The sequence below is a fragment of the Shewanella hanedai genome (genome assembly GCF_007197645.1).
Taxonomy (GTDB): domain Bacteria; phylum Pseudomonadota; class Gammaproteobacteria; order Enterobacterales; family Shewanellaceae; genus Shewanella; species Shewanella hanedai.
Genome location: NZ_VKGK01000010.1, coordinates 72,365 through 88,114 on the forward strand (window position 1 = coordinate 72,365; position 15,750 = coordinate 88,114).

13 protein-coding genes are annotated in these 15,750 nt (G+C 44.2%); 6 read left to right on the plus strand and 7 right to left on the minus strand.

Annotated elements, in window-relative coordinates:
- Positions 1-220: 220 nt before the first annotated feature.
- The gene (gene hflX, locus FN961_RS10095) at positions 221-1,555 is read right to left on the minus strand and encodes a GTPase HflX (protein ID WP_144040059.1); all 1,335 of its coding nucleotides are present in this window, start codon (positions 1,553-1,555) and stop codon (positions 221-223) included.
- A gap of 376 nt (positions 1,556-1,931) precedes the next feature.
- On the opposite strand from hflX, the gene FN961_RS10100 reads away from it, so the two are divergent.
- Entirely contained in the window at positions 1,932-3,902 is a 1,971-nt protein-coding gene (locus FN961_RS10100; RefSeq protein WP_144040060.1) for a methyl-accepting chemotaxis protein, read from the plus strand.
- Between the two features lie 63 nt (positions 3,903-3,965).
- On the opposite strand, the gene FN961_RS10105 is transcribed toward FN961_RS10100, so the two are convergent.
- The 3 genes from FN961_RS10105 to FN961_RS10115 all read right to left on the minus strand — a co-directional run bounded on the left by FN961_RS10105 (position 3,966) and on the right by FN961_RS10115 (position 5,665).
- Complete coding sequence (locus FN961_RS10105; protein ID WP_144040061.1) at positions 3,966-4,331, minus strand: cupin domain-containing protein; 366 nt, start codon at positions 4,329-4,331, stop codon at positions 3,966-3,968.
- A gap of 22 nt (positions 4,332-4,353) precedes the next feature.
- Entirely contained in the window at positions 4,354-4,902 is a 549-nt protein-coding gene (locus tag FN961_RS10110) for a DUF998 domain-containing protein (RefSeq protein ID WP_229814660.1), read from the minus strand.
- Between the two features lie 376 nt (positions 4,903-5,278).
- Positions 5,279-5,665 carry a class I SAM-dependent methyltransferase gene (locus FN961_RS10115; RefSeq protein WP_221936113.1) on the minus strand — a complete coding sequence of 129 codons (387 nt, stop codon included), beginning with the start codon at positions 5,663-5,665 and terminating at the stop codon, positions 5,279-5,281.
- A gap of 244 nt (positions 5,666-5,909) precedes the next feature.
- Between FN961_RS10115 and FN961_RS10120 the strand changes: the two genes are divergently transcribed.
- A complete protein-coding gene (locus tag FN961_RS10120; protein ID WP_144040063.1) occupies positions 5,910-6,782 on the plus strand; it encodes an RluA family pseudouridine synthase in 873 nt (290 codons plus the stop codon).
- Between the two features lie 83 nt (positions 6,783-6,865).
- Here the strand turns inward: FN961_RS10120 and FN961_RS10125 are convergent, their stop codons facing one another.
- A complete protein-coding gene (locus tag FN961_RS10125) occupies positions 6,866-7,672 on the minus strand; it encodes an IclR family transcriptional regulator (protein WP_144040064.1) in 807 nt (268 codons plus the stop codon).
- Between the two features lie 250 nt (positions 7,673-7,922).
- Here FN961_RS10125 and pta point away from each other — a divergent pair, with 250 nt between their 5' ends.
- Together pta and FN961_RS10135 are read left to right on the plus strand one after the other, a co-directional pair.
- Entirely contained in the window at positions 7,923-8,978 is a 1,056-nt protein-coding gene (gene pta / locus FN961_RS10130; protein WP_144040065.1) for a phosphate acetyltransferase, read from the plus strand.
- 15 nt (positions 8,979-8,993) lie between these two features.
- Entirely contained in the window at positions 8,994-9,755 is a 762-nt protein-coding gene (locus FN961_RS10135) for a sulfite exporter TauE/SafE family protein (RefSeq protein ID WP_144040066.1), read from the plus strand.
- A gap of 15 nt (positions 9,756-9,770) precedes the next feature.
- Here the strand turns inward: FN961_RS10135 and FN961_RS10140 are convergent, their stop codons facing one another.
- Positions 9,771-11,549 (minus strand): cobaltochelatase CobT-related protein, encoded by a 1,779-nt coding sequence (locus tag FN961_RS10140; RefSeq protein ID WP_144040067.1) that lies wholly within the window; start codon positions 11,547-11,549, stop codon positions 9,771-9,773.
- An 8-nt stretch (positions 11,550-11,557) separates the two neighbouring features.
- The gene (locus tag FN961_RS10145) at positions 11,558-12,529 is read right to left on the minus strand and encodes an AAA family ATPase (RefSeq protein WP_144040068.1); all 972 of its coding nucleotides are present in this window, start codon (positions 12,527-12,529) and stop codon (positions 11,558-11,560) included.
- Positions 12,530-12,795: 266 nt separating this feature from the next.
- Here FN961_RS10145 and xsc point away from each other — a divergent pair, with 266 nt between their 5' ends.
- Positions 12,796-14,607 (plus strand): sulfoacetaldehyde acetyltransferase, encoded by a 1,812-nt coding sequence (xsc, locus tag FN961_RS10150; RefSeq protein WP_185972769.1) that lies wholly within the window; start codon positions 12,796-12,798, stop codon positions 14,605-14,607.
- 66 nt (positions 14,608-14,673) lie between these two features.
- Positions 14,674-15,714 carry a YeiH family protein gene (locus FN961_RS10155; protein WP_144040069.1) on the plus strand — a complete coding sequence of 347 codons (1,041 nt, stop codon included), beginning with the start codon at positions 14,674-14,676 and terminating at the stop codon, positions 15,712-15,714.
- Positions 15,715-15,750 lie beyond the last annotated feature (36 nt).

Below are 15,750 nucleotides of genomic sequence, written 5' to 3' on the forward strand. Positions count from 1 at the left end.
TTAGGAGTGTTTTTGGCTGCCTACTTCTGTGTTAAATGAACTCATAAGGGAATAACCATTATGTCATCCATTCGCCTTGAATTAGTTTGCCAAAAAACACTCTGAGTAGATCACTTTCTTATACTGATTGGTATAACACCCTAAAAGTCGGTGTTAGGCGAGTTAAAATCACTACCAATGACATTAATCCCAGCACTTCAATAGAACAAGTAAATTTGCACTATTTTTGCAGCATCTTATTTAATCGCTCCAACGCCACAGGACTGGCTTTGAGGGTCAATCTCATACCATTTTCATGGTATTCCTCTTCTATGACCTGCATTTTACTGTGAATTTCCCCCATGATGCCGCTCGCGGTGTAAGGGATATTAAAACAAGCTGTACACATCTGCTTTGCGATAAAATCTTGTATCGCTTGATGCACTAAACTGACGTCATCAGCATTGCGGGTGGATATTTGCAACGCATTGGGAAACTCACTGCTTAATGTTTGTCGCTCGACTTGAGTTAAGCAATCCACTTTATTGAGTAGCAATAAACGATTGTTGGTATCAAGATTTAACTGCTGTAGTGCGCCATTAACCACACTAAGCTGGGTTCTAAAATCTTTATCGCTGGCATCGACCACATACAAAAGTAAGATTGCATCTTTTGCCTCCTCTAATGTTGAGTGAAATGAAGCGATTAAATCGTGTGGCAGTTTGTTAATAAACCCAACCGTATCCGAAATAAGAATCCGAGGCTGAGTCAGCGGTGATAAGGCGCGCACAGTGGTGTCTAAAGTGGCAAACAGCTTGTCTTCAACCAGGACATCTGAACCGGTTAACCCGCGCATTAAGGAAGATTTCCCAGCATTGGTGTAGCCAACCAACGCCACACAAGGTGTTTCGACTCGGCTACTACGCTGCTCTAACATCACCTCTTGCGCTTTTTTGAGTTCACGTTTGAGCTCGGCTTTCTTATCGCGAATACTACGACGCTCAACGGCCAAAAGACTTTCACCTTCACCTCGTGCACTTTGGCGTTCGCGATCCCCACTATGCTCACTGCGCAACCTAGGCGTTAGGTAACTTAATCGTGCCAGTTCAACCTGTAATCGCGCCGTTCTAGTGCTCGCATGGCGACTGAAAATCTCAATGATAATGCCAGTGCGGTCAAACACCTCAACACCCAATACATCTTCAACATTACGCAGCTGCATTGGACTCAGTTCACAATCAAACACCACAACATTGGCATGCCGCTTAGATTGAGATGCACTTAAAAACTCATTCAAACCTTGCTCATCAATGTTCGCCAGAGAATCTTTTTGCTCCGCATCATCAAGTTCGCCTGTCATTCTCGCCAACTCTTCAAGCTTACCCTCACCGAGCACCGACAAACGTTTAGTCGAATTTTGCTTCTGAGTTTGAGTGGCAAAAACAGTAAAACCAAGCGTACTAACTAAACGCCCCAATTCGGCCAACGAGCCGTTAATCTCCTCTATTTTTGCATTTGGAGTACGAATTGAGATTAATAACGCGCGAGTATCTGCTTGCTCAATGATCGTTGACATAGTGACTCAATAGTTAGAAAGGTGGGATTCACGTTTTAGATCCTACGCTTTTGTCACTTTCTTTTATACGAAATAAAACCAAGGTATGCATTTAATCGCACATACACCAATTAGTTTAGGTAACCCAAACAAACCCCACATATACAAAGGTTAATATTTCCCATATATTTAACTATAACTTTCAGCTAGTTATATTTAATAACAATTAACACAGAGCCTTCTCTCAAATTCCCCCTTAAAACATAGGTATCACATTTAAATTTACCAAACTTATCAATGCCGCCGAGAATGCCCCATTCCTTTTACAGCATGTTTGAAATAGCTTATTAACATGGTCTAATATTGGTTAACAATTACTCAAGATGGATCTTCGATTATGTCAGTGCTCTTTTCTTTCGGTATAAAGGTTGCGAATAAACTCAATTTCAAGAAGAAGTTCAGTTTATTGGCCACAGCAACTTTATTACCACTCTCTCTTGCCGCTGCATATTTGATTCAACTTCAGTATTTACAAGTAGAGAGAGTCGCAAATGAGCTAGTCGGGTTAGCTTCAGTGCATGCCTTAGCCCCCATTGATTTAGGTTTACAACAAGCGAGAACATCCCTAATTAACGATCCCTCATCAACAGCAGCTTTCTCAGATCTGTCAGCTCAACTAACAAATAGCATCCAAATTAATCAGAACGGTGAGGCTGTAGCACTATTAACTAAGCTTTCTGGGCAATTTAAGAATCAACCCAGTGATTCAACCCTAAATTTAGTGAATGAGAGTGCCGAGCTTATTGCAGAACTAAAAGAGAACATAGGCGCGAGTTCAGGTTTATCATTAGATCATGATCCAAAAGGGTTTTACCTTGTTGAACTTTATCTTAATCGAATTTCAGCCTTAAGCGACTACAGCTCGCGTGTGAGTCATACCGCGATTCAAGTACTCGCAAATGACGGATTTTCACCCGAGAGTTACACACAACTAGTCGCACTCAATATTCGCTTATCTGAACTGTTACAAAACAGCCAAAAAACCTTATTGAGATTAACCAATCAAGCTAACAGTGAAGCAGTATCCCCCTTTGTCAATTCTGTTGAAATGCTACATAAAAATGTAGAGAAGTTTATCAATGAGATTGATGCAAACATGATCAATCCGGATAACTTTGGCATTAGCCTAGATGCCTTTACTAATGAAGCGAATGCACTCTCTTTATCAATTAATGCAATACTGACTAAAAATCATCACACACTCGAAACCTTACTCAATGAGCGAGAAGCCGCTCAGTCTAGAACCATGTTTTGGTTAATCGTCATTATAATCACCGTTGTCATTGGCTCACTCTATGCTTTAATAGCGATCTACAAAGCAATTATTGCCAATGTACGCCAAATTGAATCTATCGCCAGTCAAGTATCAAATGGTGATTTGAGTCAGAATATACGAATTGATGGTGAGGATGAGTTTTCTCAAATAGCGCTAGCATTTAATAATATGTTGGTCAGTATTCGAAGCTTAATAAGCGAAGTTCAAGTGTTGAGTACAGATGTGGTTCAAGCCAGTAGCAAGATGCAACAGGTCACCGACAGCGTCGAGCACACGTTAACCGAACAACAAGCTCAAACCCATGAGATTGCCAGTGCTATAGGGCAAATGGTCGTATCGGTTAATAGTGTTGAGACAAGTACTGATGAGGCGACGACTATTACCAGTGCTGCAAATAGTGCCGTAGAGCACGGACAAACGGTTATCACAGAGACGGTGGCGGGCATAAATTCGATCGCCGAAGAGGTGGCTAAAGGGTCAAAAGTGATAAATCAACTTGCCGCGCATAGTTCAGAGATAGGTAATGTAGTTGATGTCATTCGAGGAATTGCGGACCAAACGAATTTACTTGCGTTAAATGCAGCAATTGAAGCCGCAAGAGCTGGAGAGCAAGGACGTGGTTTTGCTGTGGTTGCCGATGAAGTAAGAACCTTAGCCAGTCGTACTCAAGCATCAACCCAAGAGATCCAAATTATGATCGAGCAGATCCAGCTTGGTGCCAAAGAAGCGGTTTCTGCCATGGAAACCGGTACCCAGCAAGCTGATAATGGTGTACTGCAAGCAAATGCGGTGAGCGAGAGTATTAGCGTGCTAACCAGCAGTGTTCAAGAGATCGTTATCGTGATGCAAGACATTGCAAGTGCTGTGGCTGAGCAGCGTCAGGTCAGCACTCAAATAGACAGTAAGACCTCTGCCATAGGTGAAGGCGCTGATAGTGCCTTGCTATCAGCTCAAGGCGCTTCACAAATAGGTCTATCGTTGGCCAAAGATGCCAACAAACTAGCAGCGCAAATAGAAGGTTTTAAGTTGTAAACTCTTCATGAGCAATTAACAGTTTACCTATTAAGCTGTTAATTGCAGTAAGCTAATGGAGCTTTAAATCCAAACATCACTTTTAGCCGTTAACTCTCCACCAGCATCACCCGTATTGGTCACCCCGCGCGGTTCGATAAACATGATTTTACATTCATCTTTTGCATACGGCTTATGCTCAACCCCTTTTGGCACAACAAACATTTCACCCGCTTTAAGGTCAACTTTCCCGTCTCTAAATTCAATGGTCATCGATCCTTCGATGACAAAAAAAACTTCATCGGTATCTTTGTGATCATGCCAAGTAAATTCATTCTGAATTTTAGCTAACTTAAACTGATAATCGTTCATTTCAGCCACCACTCTTGGGGACCAATGTTCAGAAAATTGAGTGAATTTTTCGAGTAAGTTTATCGAACTTCTAGACATGAAACTCCCCTAAAGATAAAAACTAGACTAAATTGAGTGAAAACACGCTTAACCATATTAACTGAAAACCATATGAAATACGTTGATATGTCCCGACATGACGTTGAGTCTTAATTGCTTTGGCCATGGCAAAAAGGAAATATACCGCAGCGATAACTGACACCATTGAGAATACACGGAAAGACATTGGAATCATCTCAGTCGTTGGGCTTATCGCAATTAATATCGGCGCGATAACTAACGAAAGCAGCATGAAAAAACCAGCCCAAGAATGTACCTTACAACTAAACGTTGGATTCTTTGTCAATGGGTCAGCATCCATTGGAAAATACCCTGCAACCCAAGTGCCAACTCCATGAACAATGACCAACCAGCCAGTGATATTAACTAAGATGGAGACATTGGAGAGTTGAGCTAAATACCAGCCAAAAAAACAAAATAGAAAACCTAAAGGGTAATTATTAATTAAAGGGGATAATTTCTCTGTTGGACTACCCACAGCACCTAATTCACTGCAGAACTGCTTATCATGATCGTAACCAGCATAAAACCGACCTGCGATGATACCCAAGCCACTTGGAAATGCAGGATTCAGTGGGAATTTAAAGCACTTTAGTCAAGACATTGATTGTAAGTAATGGTTATTCCCTTGGTAAAATCAATAACGCAGAATAAAGTACTTTTAAACCCATCGTAGAAGGCTTTTGCGCAAGCCCACTTCGTTGTTGCATTAGCTTAAAAGGGAGTCACCATTCCTACGCAAATGCGTCTAGAATTGAACTCGCGCAATGCTCTGAAACGAGCATTTCCAGGTCGTTTGGGTATAGACACCAACAAAAATCCAGACTGTCGCAATGAGTCCTGAATAGACCGCAATACTTTCAAACACTAATAAATGCCTCCATCAAATAACAGAATAATCGCTCCCTTAAACTCAGGGCTTAAACTCAGAGCTTGGTAGCGATAGTATAAACATGTCTTTCTGGGTACTGATCCAACTCTAGATGCAGGATAGACAAACCACTACTTATAAGTAATTGTATATTTTCATTAATACCAATAGAGCTGTAATAGAAGGTGTTATTGTGCCATTGATCTGTATGTTCACCCTGAGCATTACCAAAGGTGTATATCAATACTCCACCTTTCGCTAACAGTCTGCACAACTTAGTGATGACAGGCTGTTGCATAGCCAGCGGTAAGTGAAAAAGACTATCCCAAGCGAGAATAAAATCAAACCGTTCTTCTGTTTCCCATGAACAAATATCTTGCTGTATAAAATGATGTTCTGGATGATTACTGCACCCCATAGGAAGACTCATGGTGTTGGTCATGCCACCACTGAGCTATTTTATCGCCAAGTTCGGATGGTTCCATTCAAGAGCCTTAACACCTTATTAGTTAGCAATCTGAGAACATTTCTGATGACTGTTTATTGTCTACTAAGTCACCTGAATGACTTTATTACCACACGTTTAACGTAAAGTCTTATTTTGAGTCTCTTCTAGTAAAAATCTAGCAAGAAATAGTGTAAACTTGCGCTTCTCAATAATGTCGCCAGAACACTTTTATTTGTCTATGAGCCAAACACTTCCACCCCATAAAATAGAATGTCATGTCACGATTACCTCAAGTGAGGACAATGCCGCTTCGATACTGTCTAATGAAAGTCAGTTATCTAAACAACTGATCAAGCAGGCCATGACAAAAGGGGCTGTTTGGCACACTCGTGGGCAGAATACATCACGTCTTCGACGCGGCAAAAAATCACTTAAAATCGGCGATGAATTACACCTCTATTACAACCAAGAGGTGCTTGAACATCAAGTCGATGACGCGGAGTTGATCGCCGACTTGGATCAATACAGTTTGTGGTACAAACCTTATGGCATGCTATGTCAGGGCTCTAAGTGGGGTGATCACACCACCATCAATCGCTATGCAGAAACCCGCCTTACTCCGGACAGGCCCGCTTTTATCATTCACCGTTTAGACAGAGCTGCAACAGGACTTGTGCTGATCGGGCACAGTAAAGGAATGACAGCAGCATTAGCGAAACTATTCGAAGTCAGAGCATTAGATAAATATTATCAAGTGATTGTAGAAGGCAACTTTGCAACTCTAGCTACTGATAACGAGTCTAATCAATCAGTGACTATCGCAACAGATGTCGATGGAAAGTCAGCGTGCTCGCATGCAACGTTGATTAGCTATGACGCCAAGCAAAACCGCTCATTGGTGCAAGTTAACATCGAGTCGGGTCGTAAACACCAAATCCGCATTCATATGGCTTCTATCGGCTTCCCGGTTGTCGGCGACCGCCAACATGGCATTGCAACAGAAGATGAAATTAATCTGCAGCTCACCTCCTGTTACCTTAAATTCCCTTGTCCGATAACAGGCGAGATTAAAGAGTTTGAACTGCCAGAGCGCTTACGGCCTAAGTTGTGATAATTAGAGTAAATCCTAAACACTTCATACAAAAACGCCTTCATCAGAAGGCGTTTTCAATCTCATTCTAAACCGTCCAGCCTTTATGAAGCGGGCCAACTCTCAGCTTCTATGGCAGCTAGCGCTCTAGCTGCACGTTGCAGTGCAGGCAAAAAGTGCAGCGCACTTTCAGGCTTTAAACGCATAATGGGTGCTTGTATTGCGAGGCCTAAATTAGAACGGCCCGAAGGTGTCGGAACCAGTACAGCAACACATAATAACCCAGGTAAAAATTCTTCATTGTCGATGGCGTAACCCGCATGTTTTACATTATCAATCTCAGTTTCCAACGCATTGATATCGACAATGGTTTTCTCTGTATATTGAGTCAATGTTGCGTGTGCCAATAATCTTTTTCGCTGAGAGGGACTCATCTCAGACAAAAACAATTTGCCGCTCGCTGAGCAATGAACAGGTACTCTGGAGCCAGAGTGTAGATAAAACCTCAATGGAGCCGCGGTTTCAATCCTGTCGAGGTAAACAATTTCGCCACCAGACAAAGCGGTGATATTACAACTCTCACCCACATCGTCCACCAGCTGACGTAAGACGGCTCGTCTCGCACTGTGGGTGGTGTTATTCAGTAGCAACTGCTCTGCCAATCGACGAAGTCTACCACCAGTGCTGTAATGTCGCTCATCACCATCACGTTGAATAATGCCAGCAGCTTCAAGTTGTTGCAGCATTCTATGTACAGTGGGTTTAGGCAAGCCAGTCTCTTCGACTAACCCCTGTAACGAAAAAAACTCATCTCTTTGCGCAATAACTTCAAGCAATGAAAAAAGACGCAGCGTCGGCGTATCGCCATTGACTCGAACAGCGTTAGGTTGATCACTTTGAGAGTCTTTCATATATCCCCATTATTATTTGTCACAGATGAGAGCCTTAGATTATAACGATTTTTTTTGAGAATTCATTGACGTTAATGACATATAACGCATATTATCACAAATAAATTACAATTATTGGAACTTTACGTCTCGTTTATTTCAAAGCATCTATTGTATTTGATATCTTATGCAAAAACACTAAATGCCTATTTTAAAAATACGTTCAAAGCAAGGATTGTCATCTCACCGCAACCACAAGAAGAAAATGAATATGAAAGTGATCAGCCGAATAATAGAGCAAGCACGTCAATCTCCACGCACCATCGTCCTATGCGAGAGTGATGATCTGCGCATTGTTCAAGCCGCCTTACGCGCCAGTCAGGAAGGGATCGCTAACATTATCCTAGTGGGTCAACTCGCTAAAATTATTGAGCTTATCAATGATGATAACACCACGAACGTACTCGATGGGATCGCTATCATCGACCCAGAGTACTCTTCGCTTATAGATGAATTTAGCCAGGCATTATTGGAAAAAAGAAAACACAAAGGCATGAGCTTAGAAGCGGCAATACTGGAAGTTAACAAGCCCCTTTGCTTCGCTAATCTGCTGGTAGATCTCGGCTATGCCCATGGTTCTGTTGCCGGTGCCGTCAACAACACCGCCGATGTGGTTCGCAGTGCGATTCACGTGATTGGTGTCAGCCCTGAAGCTAAGCTGGTTTCGAGCTTTTTCCTGATGATCATGTGCCAGCCATTTCATCAACTCAAAGGTGGCATGATCTTTTCAGATTGTGGTTTGGTGATCGACCCAAGCGCAGAGGAGTTGGCTGGCATCGCCATTGCTGCAGCCCATAATGCGCAAGCCCTGCTCGGTGAAGAGCCCAAAGTGGCCATGCTTTCATTCTCAACCAATGGCAGTGCTAAACACTCGTCTGTCGACAAGGTGGTTGATGCCTCAAATTTAATCAAAGCCGCAATGCCTGACTTAGCCATCGATGCAGATGTTCAACTCGATGCGGCGATTGTCGCCGATATTGCTGAGAAAAAAGGACCTAACTCTAAAGTAAAAGGCCAATCCAATGTGCTTATTTTCCCTAACTTAGAGGCTGGAAATATCGGCTATAAATTGGCAGAGAGAATGGCTCAGGCCACGGCTATTGGCCCTTTACTTCAGGGGTTAGCAAAACCTGCCAATGATCTCTCTCGAGGTTGCAATGCCAACGACATCTTTCTAGTCATCGCAGTGACAGTGGTTCAATCTCAAGCATTGGACAATACAAGCCTAGAGCAGAACAGTCAGCTCACTCCTATCCCTGAGCGATAAATCGCGGAGCGCACTATGACAAGCACCCTCATTTTGCTGTTACTGATCATCGTAATTGGCACCTATTTTCAAACCTCTACAGGTTTTGGCCTCGGGATCATTGTCACTGGCGCAGCAACGGCATTAGGACTTGCCGACCTTAGTTTTATCGCCGCCGTAGTCAGCTTGATAACATTAGTCAATTGCGCCTTTTCTCTGCCTGGCAGTATTAAGCAACTCGATTGGCGCGCAGTCTACGTGACAGGGATCGCCGTGATACCAGGGGTTATTATCGGGGTGGTCATACTCGCTTACTTAAGTGATTTCGCGACTCATGTTTTACAGCTACTGCTAGGGCTAATGATCATCATCAGTGGCATAAGTTCTATTCTCGGCGCAAAAAATAGCGAACTAAAAACGCGCAGCAATGATGTCAGCTTCTTTATCAGTGGTCTTGCCTCTGGTTTTACCGGTGGTTTATTTGGTATGGCTGGCCCGCCACTGGTGTTTCATTTCTATCGCCAACCCTTTCCAATGATGACAATTCGCAACATGCTACTGCTGTTGTTCGCCTGCACTTCTGCCACCCGCAGCGGTTTCCTCGCTTACCAAGGCCTGCTTACTTCAGAGATATTAATGCTATCCGCATTGGCTCTGCCTTTAGTCTCAGCAACCACCTTACTGGCCCGACGTTATCCGCCACCTTTAAGCCCCGATGCGATGCGCTATCTAGTATTTGCGCTTTTAATGTTACTTGGAGGGTATCTATCAATCACAGCAGTATTCGATTTGCTATAACGAGCTCAATCACTGTCATCGCTTAGTTTTAGCAATCGCCTCTATCAGCCTATTAAACAAAGCAACATCAAGTTCTTGCTCAAGATCGATTGCCAGGTTGTTTGGATAATATGCGCTGAGATCAATCCCCCCCCCCAAACCTATCACCTCAACTCCCAACCTTTGTTGAGCCGATACGACATCCTTGAGGTGATTATCAAGATAACAAGGAGTATTGGCCTGATTGGTTGCTGTATCCATAGGGCTACCATCGGAGATAACCACCAAGATTTTTCGACTCGCTTCTTGAGCCAAGAGCCGCTGACTTGCCCATTGCACCGCTTCGCCATCTATTCCTTCACGAAAGAGATCCAGTTTTAGCATGGACGCTAAACCGAGCCTTGCGCGTCGCCAGCTTTGATCACAATGTTTAAATATCAAATGCGACACCGGATTCAAGCGACCGGGATTGGGTGGGCAAGCCTGCCTGCGCCACTGTTTAAGCGCCAATCCACCATTCCAAGCCCCTGTCGTAAACCCCAGAACTTCGGTTGCGGCACCAGCCATATCTAATGCGCGCACTAGAATATCCAGCATGGTTGCGATCTGATTGACATGGGTCTTCATGGAACCTGAACAATCGACTAATAAACTGACATGACAATCAATAACAGGTGTGAGATGAGGTTGATAGAATAGATCCGTTTCACTCGGAGAACTGATTAATAGAGGCAAACGTCCTCCATCGATATAACCTTCATCTTTGGATGATTGCCAACCATTCACTTCAGGACGACTCAACTTTATCGAGAACTGACGTGCTAGCCGACTTAGATTAATCCTTTGCTGCGACACAAGTTTATCTAAATGATGTCGATATTCTTGTAACAGCTCAGCGCGAACCAAATTTGCAGGAAAAATAACCTTATCAAACTGTGTAGTGAAGACTTTATAGGTCTGTTTCGCCTCAACAAGCCCAGCACTAAGCTGGCTATCCGCCTTTGCCACCCCTCCCACATCAGCACTTGCCACATCGAGCAGTATGGTAAAGCCATTAGTGACTTCATACCTATTCGCCGCTTGTTCTTCGGAAGGTAATACACTCTCTTCAGCTGCTATCATCCCCTCGATAATGACGGCAAGTTCCAGCGCATAATCCCCATACCGATTTTGCGCTAGCCTGTGGCGACGCAGACCTGATAACTGAACACCGATAACAGGGGCCAGACCCGCTCGCGTGTGCTCGATTAGGCTTTCTGTTTCGGGTAACACTGCTGCTGCCATCAATCTTGCCCGCGTCACCTGAGCTAAGGTGTAGAGTAAAACCCCAACGGCAGTATCGGTTAACCCTGAGTGATAAAAAGTCCGAGACCAATGAGTAAATAAGCCATCAATATTCATTTTCATCCCCGGCCACTGCTGTGGCAGCAGGCTTTCGACCCTTAACTGCTCTAGCATCTCAAACACCAATGCCGCTATTTGAGAGTCTGGTTTTCGGCTTTGATGCAACTCAAGATCAGAATAGAGAAGCCGCAATGACAAGGCATCAATGCGCCCTCTATGATTGGAGTTTGTTGCAGAGTATGCCAACTCCACTTGCTCCTTTTCTTGATCCGAATGTTGGCAATAAGCTTGCAGATGAGGCGCATAAAACGGCATCACGTATGTGTTTCGATACAGGGTGAAATCACGATAAATAAAGCGCTGTGACGCACTCGCTTGATCAACAAGTTGACTGTTAAAAGTGTTTACTAGCGAGGTCGCTACCGCATCAACACTTTTATCTGCCGTGTTAAATCTATCCATCAGCTTCATGATATTGCCTACTCAGTTAACATCAGTTCTTGTCCGAAACAGCGCTGAAAATATTCGGCAACCAGCTCTCTCTCCTGCTCGTCACATTTATTTAAAAATGAAAGCTTAAAAGCGAGACTAAGATCATCGAATATCAAGGTATTTTCAGCCCAAGTGATCACCGTTCGAGGTGACATTAAGGTCGAGAGTTCTCCCGCAACAAAGCCTTTTCGCGTCAAGCTGGCTACTGACACCATTGCATCCACTTTACTTCGATATTCACGAGTTAAATTAGCCACTTGATCTAACACCATGCTGACCTCCTCTTCTTGAGGAAGGTAGTTGAGTGATGCCAAAATATTCCAGCGATCAATCTGAGCATGGTTCAGCACTTGAACGCCCCGATACATGCCGGAAAAATCCCCCTGACCTATGGTATTCGCCGTGGCAAATAAGCGAAAATCAACATGGGGAGAGATCACTCTATTCTTATCAAGTAAGGTCAGTTTTCCACCTCGCTCCAAAATACGTTGGATCACAAACATCACATCCGGTCGCCCTGCATCATATTCATCAAAAATAAGCGCAATAGGACGCTGAATAGACCAAGGTAAAATGCCCTCTTGAAACTCCGTCACCTGCTTGCCCTCTTTGATGACGATAGTGTCCTTACCCACCAGATCTAATCGACTAATGTTCCCATCTAGATTTACCCGTAAACAGGGCCAGTTCAGCCTAGCTGCAACTTGCTCTATGTGAGTCGATTTACCCGTGCCGTGCATCCCTTGAAGCATCACACGCCGGTTATGTTCAAATCCTGCCAATATGGCCAGTGTCACCTCTTTGTTGAAGTGATACCCCTTATCGATCTCAGGCACATAAACACCGGGTTCCCGAAAACCTGTGACGATTAAGTCTGAATCGATATTAAACACCTCACGTACGTTCACTTCGACCTTAGCCGTAGATTCAAGATGCTCGTTTACCCGTTCATTAGTCATATTTAGTCCACTCAACATTTTGTTTTAAAAACAATTCCAATCCATTTATTTAGAAAATCCAGCTTGAGAAACCAAGTTCAACCTCCCTTTGCTTTCCATGAAATTAACATGTAAATACAAAAATCAGAACAAAAAGTACCATTTTTTATAATTAGTGTTTGACAGGATGTTTTATAGCCAATAGTGTAGATGACGATCAATTAGTGGAACCTTTCATTCCATAAAACAATTTATTTGATAAGTATTCATTCAAGGAATTACTCGTTATGCGCAAACAAAATGACCGAGCAGTGGTTGAAGGTCCGACTAAGATGACACCATCAGAGGCCTTCGTAGAGACTATGGTTGCCAATGACGTGACAAATATATTCGGCATTATGGGATCTGCATTTATGGATGCCATGGATATATTCGCTCCAGCAGGTATCCGTCTAATTCCAGTGGTTCACGAGCAAGGCGCTGGCCATATGGCTGATGGGTTCTCTCGTGTATCTGGTACTCATGGTGTGGTAATAGGTCAAAATGGACCTGGGATCAGCAACTGTGTCACCGCCATTGCAGCCGCTTATTGGGCACATAGCCCGGTTGTCATTATCACTCCTGAAACAGGCACCATGACTCAAGGGTTAGGTGGGTTTCAGGAATGTAACCAGTTACCCATGTTTCAAGAATTCACAAAGTATCAAGGTCACGTCACGCATCCTCATCGCATGGCTGAATACACCGGCCGCTGTTTTGACCGTGCATTAAGCGAAATGGGGCCAACCCAGCTTAATATCCCTCGTGATTATTTCTACGGTGAGAGCACCTATGACATCCCTAAGCCTTCACGTCTTGATCGAGGTGCGGGTGGCGAACAAAGCTTAAATGAAGCTGCTGACTTATTGGCAACAGCTAAATTTCCGGTGATCATTTCCGGTGGTGGCGTGGTCATGGGAGATGCCGTCGAAGAGTGTAAAGCATTAGCTGAACGCTTAGGTGCCCCAGTCGTAAACAGTTACCTGCACAATGACTCTTTTCCAGCAAGTCACGAACTTTGGTGTGGCCCACTAGGCTATCAAGGTTCAAAAGCGGCCATGAAGTTAATCGCACAAGCCGATGTCGTCATAGCACTCGGTTCACGCTTAGGCCCATTTGGAACCTTGCCGCAACACGGCATGGATTACTGGCCAAAAGAGGCCAAGATTATTCAGATCGATGCAGACAACAAGATGCTAGGTCTAGTGAAGAAAATTTCTGTTGGTATTTGTGGCGATGCTAAAGCCGCTGCCATCGCCCTCACTGAGCGTCTTGCAGGACGAACCTTAGATTGTGACGCCACGATTGCAGAGCGTAAAGATAAAATCTGCGCCGAGAAGATGTCTTGGGAAAAAGAGCTAGATGAATGGACCCATGAAACCGATGCATTCAGCTTAGACATGATCAAAGAAAATGCCGAGGAAACCCCTTTCTCAGGTGGTGAATACCTGCATCCACGTCAGGTACTTCGTGAGCTTGAAAAAGCCATGCCTGAAGATGTCATGGTTTCTACCGACATCGGTAATATCAACTCCATCGCCAACAGTTATCTGCGTTTTGAAAAGCCACGAAGCTTCTTTGCTGCCATGAGCTTTGGTAATTGTGGTTACGCTTTCCCGACCATCATAGGCGCTAAAGTGGCTGCACCTGAACGTCCAGCGGTTTCCTATGCAGGTGACGGAGCGTGGGGCATGAGCTTAATGGAAACCATGACCTGTGTACGTCATGACATTCCTGTTACGGCAGTGGTCTTCCATAACCGCCAATGGGGTGCTGAGAAGAAGAACCAGGTTGATTTCTATGACCGCCGCTTTGTTGCTGGTGAGCTAGACAACCAAAGCTTTGCCGAAATAGCGCGCGCTATGGGCGCTGAAGGTATCACTGTCGACCGTCTTGAAGATGTCGGCCCTGCGCTTAAGAAAGCCATCGATATGCAGATGAATGAAGGTAAAACCACCATCATCGAAATCATGTGTACTCGTGAGCTGGGCGATCCATTCCGCCGTGATGCGCTTTCAACCCCAGTACGCCATTTAGAAAAGTATAAAGATTACGTCTAACGCTTGTCGAAGTAAGCCTGGCTCGTCTTTGAGTCAGGTACTTTTTTCAACTAGGACCATCAGATCATGAGCACAGAACAATTAACAAAACCGCTGAATAGCTTCAGCAACGTGCAAACGATTTTACCCGGATTCATGTTATGTGGGGTGATTGCCGCCGCCGCTTCATTTATCTCGGAGCACTATGGCGGGCCTAAATTTCTCTATGCATTGTTGCTTGGGATCTCATTTCACTTCTTGGTGGATAACCCAAGATGCATTTTAGGCATTGAGACCTGTGCAAAAAAATTAGTGCGTGTGGGTGTTGCCTTACTCGGCGTTCGCATCGCCGTAAGTGACATCAGCGATCTGGGCGCTTTAGGGATTATCGCACTCGCAGCGGGCGTCGCCTTGACCATAGGTTTTAGCTTATTGCTAGCACGACTATTAAAGCTACCTTACATGTTAGGCCTGCTTGCTGGCGGCGCGACGGGAATTTGTGGCATATCTGCCGCGATGGCAATCTCATCGACCTTGCCACAAAACGAAGAAAATGAACATTACACCTTATTGACTGCCATTGGCATTGCCACCTTCTCAACCGTTGCCATGGTGATGTACCCGCTTATCGTGAGCTCTTTGGGTCTAACGACCGCAGAAGCAGGGTTGTTTTTAGGTGGCTCGATACACGATGTCGCTCAGGTTGTTGGTGCTGGATACATGTTATCTCCTGAGGTCGGTGACGCAGCGACGTTAGCCAAGATGTTTAGAGTCGCCATGTTAATGCCAGTGATCATGATACTTGTCTTTGCCCTCAGATCTGAACGAGAGAAATTCAATGGCAAAGAGGGGAAAAGACAACCTCTAGTGCCGCTATTTCTGTTGGTGTTTATCGGCCTGATTGTACTCAATCAATTTGGCTGGATATCTAAAGAGGTGAGCACACTGTTCTCAACAATATCTACTTGGTGCTTAGTGATATCAATCGCGGCACTTGGGGTGAAAACCTCCTTTGAGAAACTCATCGGATTGGGCTGGAAACCCATTTTACTCCTGTTGAGCAACACGGTATTCATTGCACTCTATATGCTCGCCATTATCTATTTAGGCCAGATCATATCGAGTTAATGATAATGAATACAAACGCAGTTTTATCGACAAAAG

Excerpts from the sequence above, each read along its gene's own strand:
- xsc (WP_185972769.1), top strand. The coding sequence starts at position 12,796 with ATGCGCAAACAAAATGACCGAGCAGTGGTTGAAGGTCCGACTAAGATG.
- pta (WP_144040065.1), top strand. The coding sequence starts at position 7,923 with ATGAAAGTGATCAGCCGAATAATAGAGCAAGCACGTCAATCTCCACGC.
- FN961_RS10145 (WP_144040068.1), bottom strand. The coding sequence starts at position 12,529 with ATGACTAATGAACGGGTAAACGAGCATCTTGAATCTACGGCTAAGGTC.
- FN961_RS10105 (WP_144040061.1), bottom strand. The coding sequence starts at position 4,331 with ATGTCTAGAAGTTCGATAAACTTACTCGAAAAATTCACTCAATTTTCT.
- FN961_RS10135 (WP_144040066.1), top strand. The coding sequence starts at position 8,994 with ATGACAAGCACCCTCATTTTGCTGTTACTGATCATCGTAATTGGCACC.
- FN961_RS10125 (WP_144040064.1), bottom strand. The coding sequence starts at position 7,672 with ATGAAAGACTCTCAAAGTGATCAACCTAACGCTGTTCGAGTCAATGGC.
- FN961_RS10120 (WP_144040063.1), top strand. The coding sequence starts at position 5,910 with ATGAGCCAAACACTTCCACCCCATAAAATAGAATGTCATGTCACGATT.
- FN961_RS10115 (WP_221936113.1), bottom strand. The coding sequence starts at position 5,665 with ATGACCAACACCATGAGTCTTCCTATGGGGTGCAGTAATCATCCAGAA.
- FN961_RS10100 (WP_144040060.1), top strand. The coding sequence starts at position 1,932 with ATGTCAGTGCTCTTTTCTTTCGGTATAAAGGTTGCGAATAAACTCAAT.
- FN961_RS10140 (WP_144040067.1), bottom strand. The coding sequence starts at position 11,549 with ATGAAGCTGATGGATAGATTTAACACGGCAGATAAAAGTGTTGATGCG.
- hflX (WP_144040059.1), bottom strand. The coding sequence starts at position 1,555 with ATGTCAACGATCATTGAGCAAGCAGATACTCGCGCGTTATTAATCTCA.
- FN961_RS10155 (WP_144040069.1), top strand. The coding sequence starts at position 14,674 with ATGAGCACAGAACAATTAACAAAACCGCTGAATAGCTTCAGCAACGTG.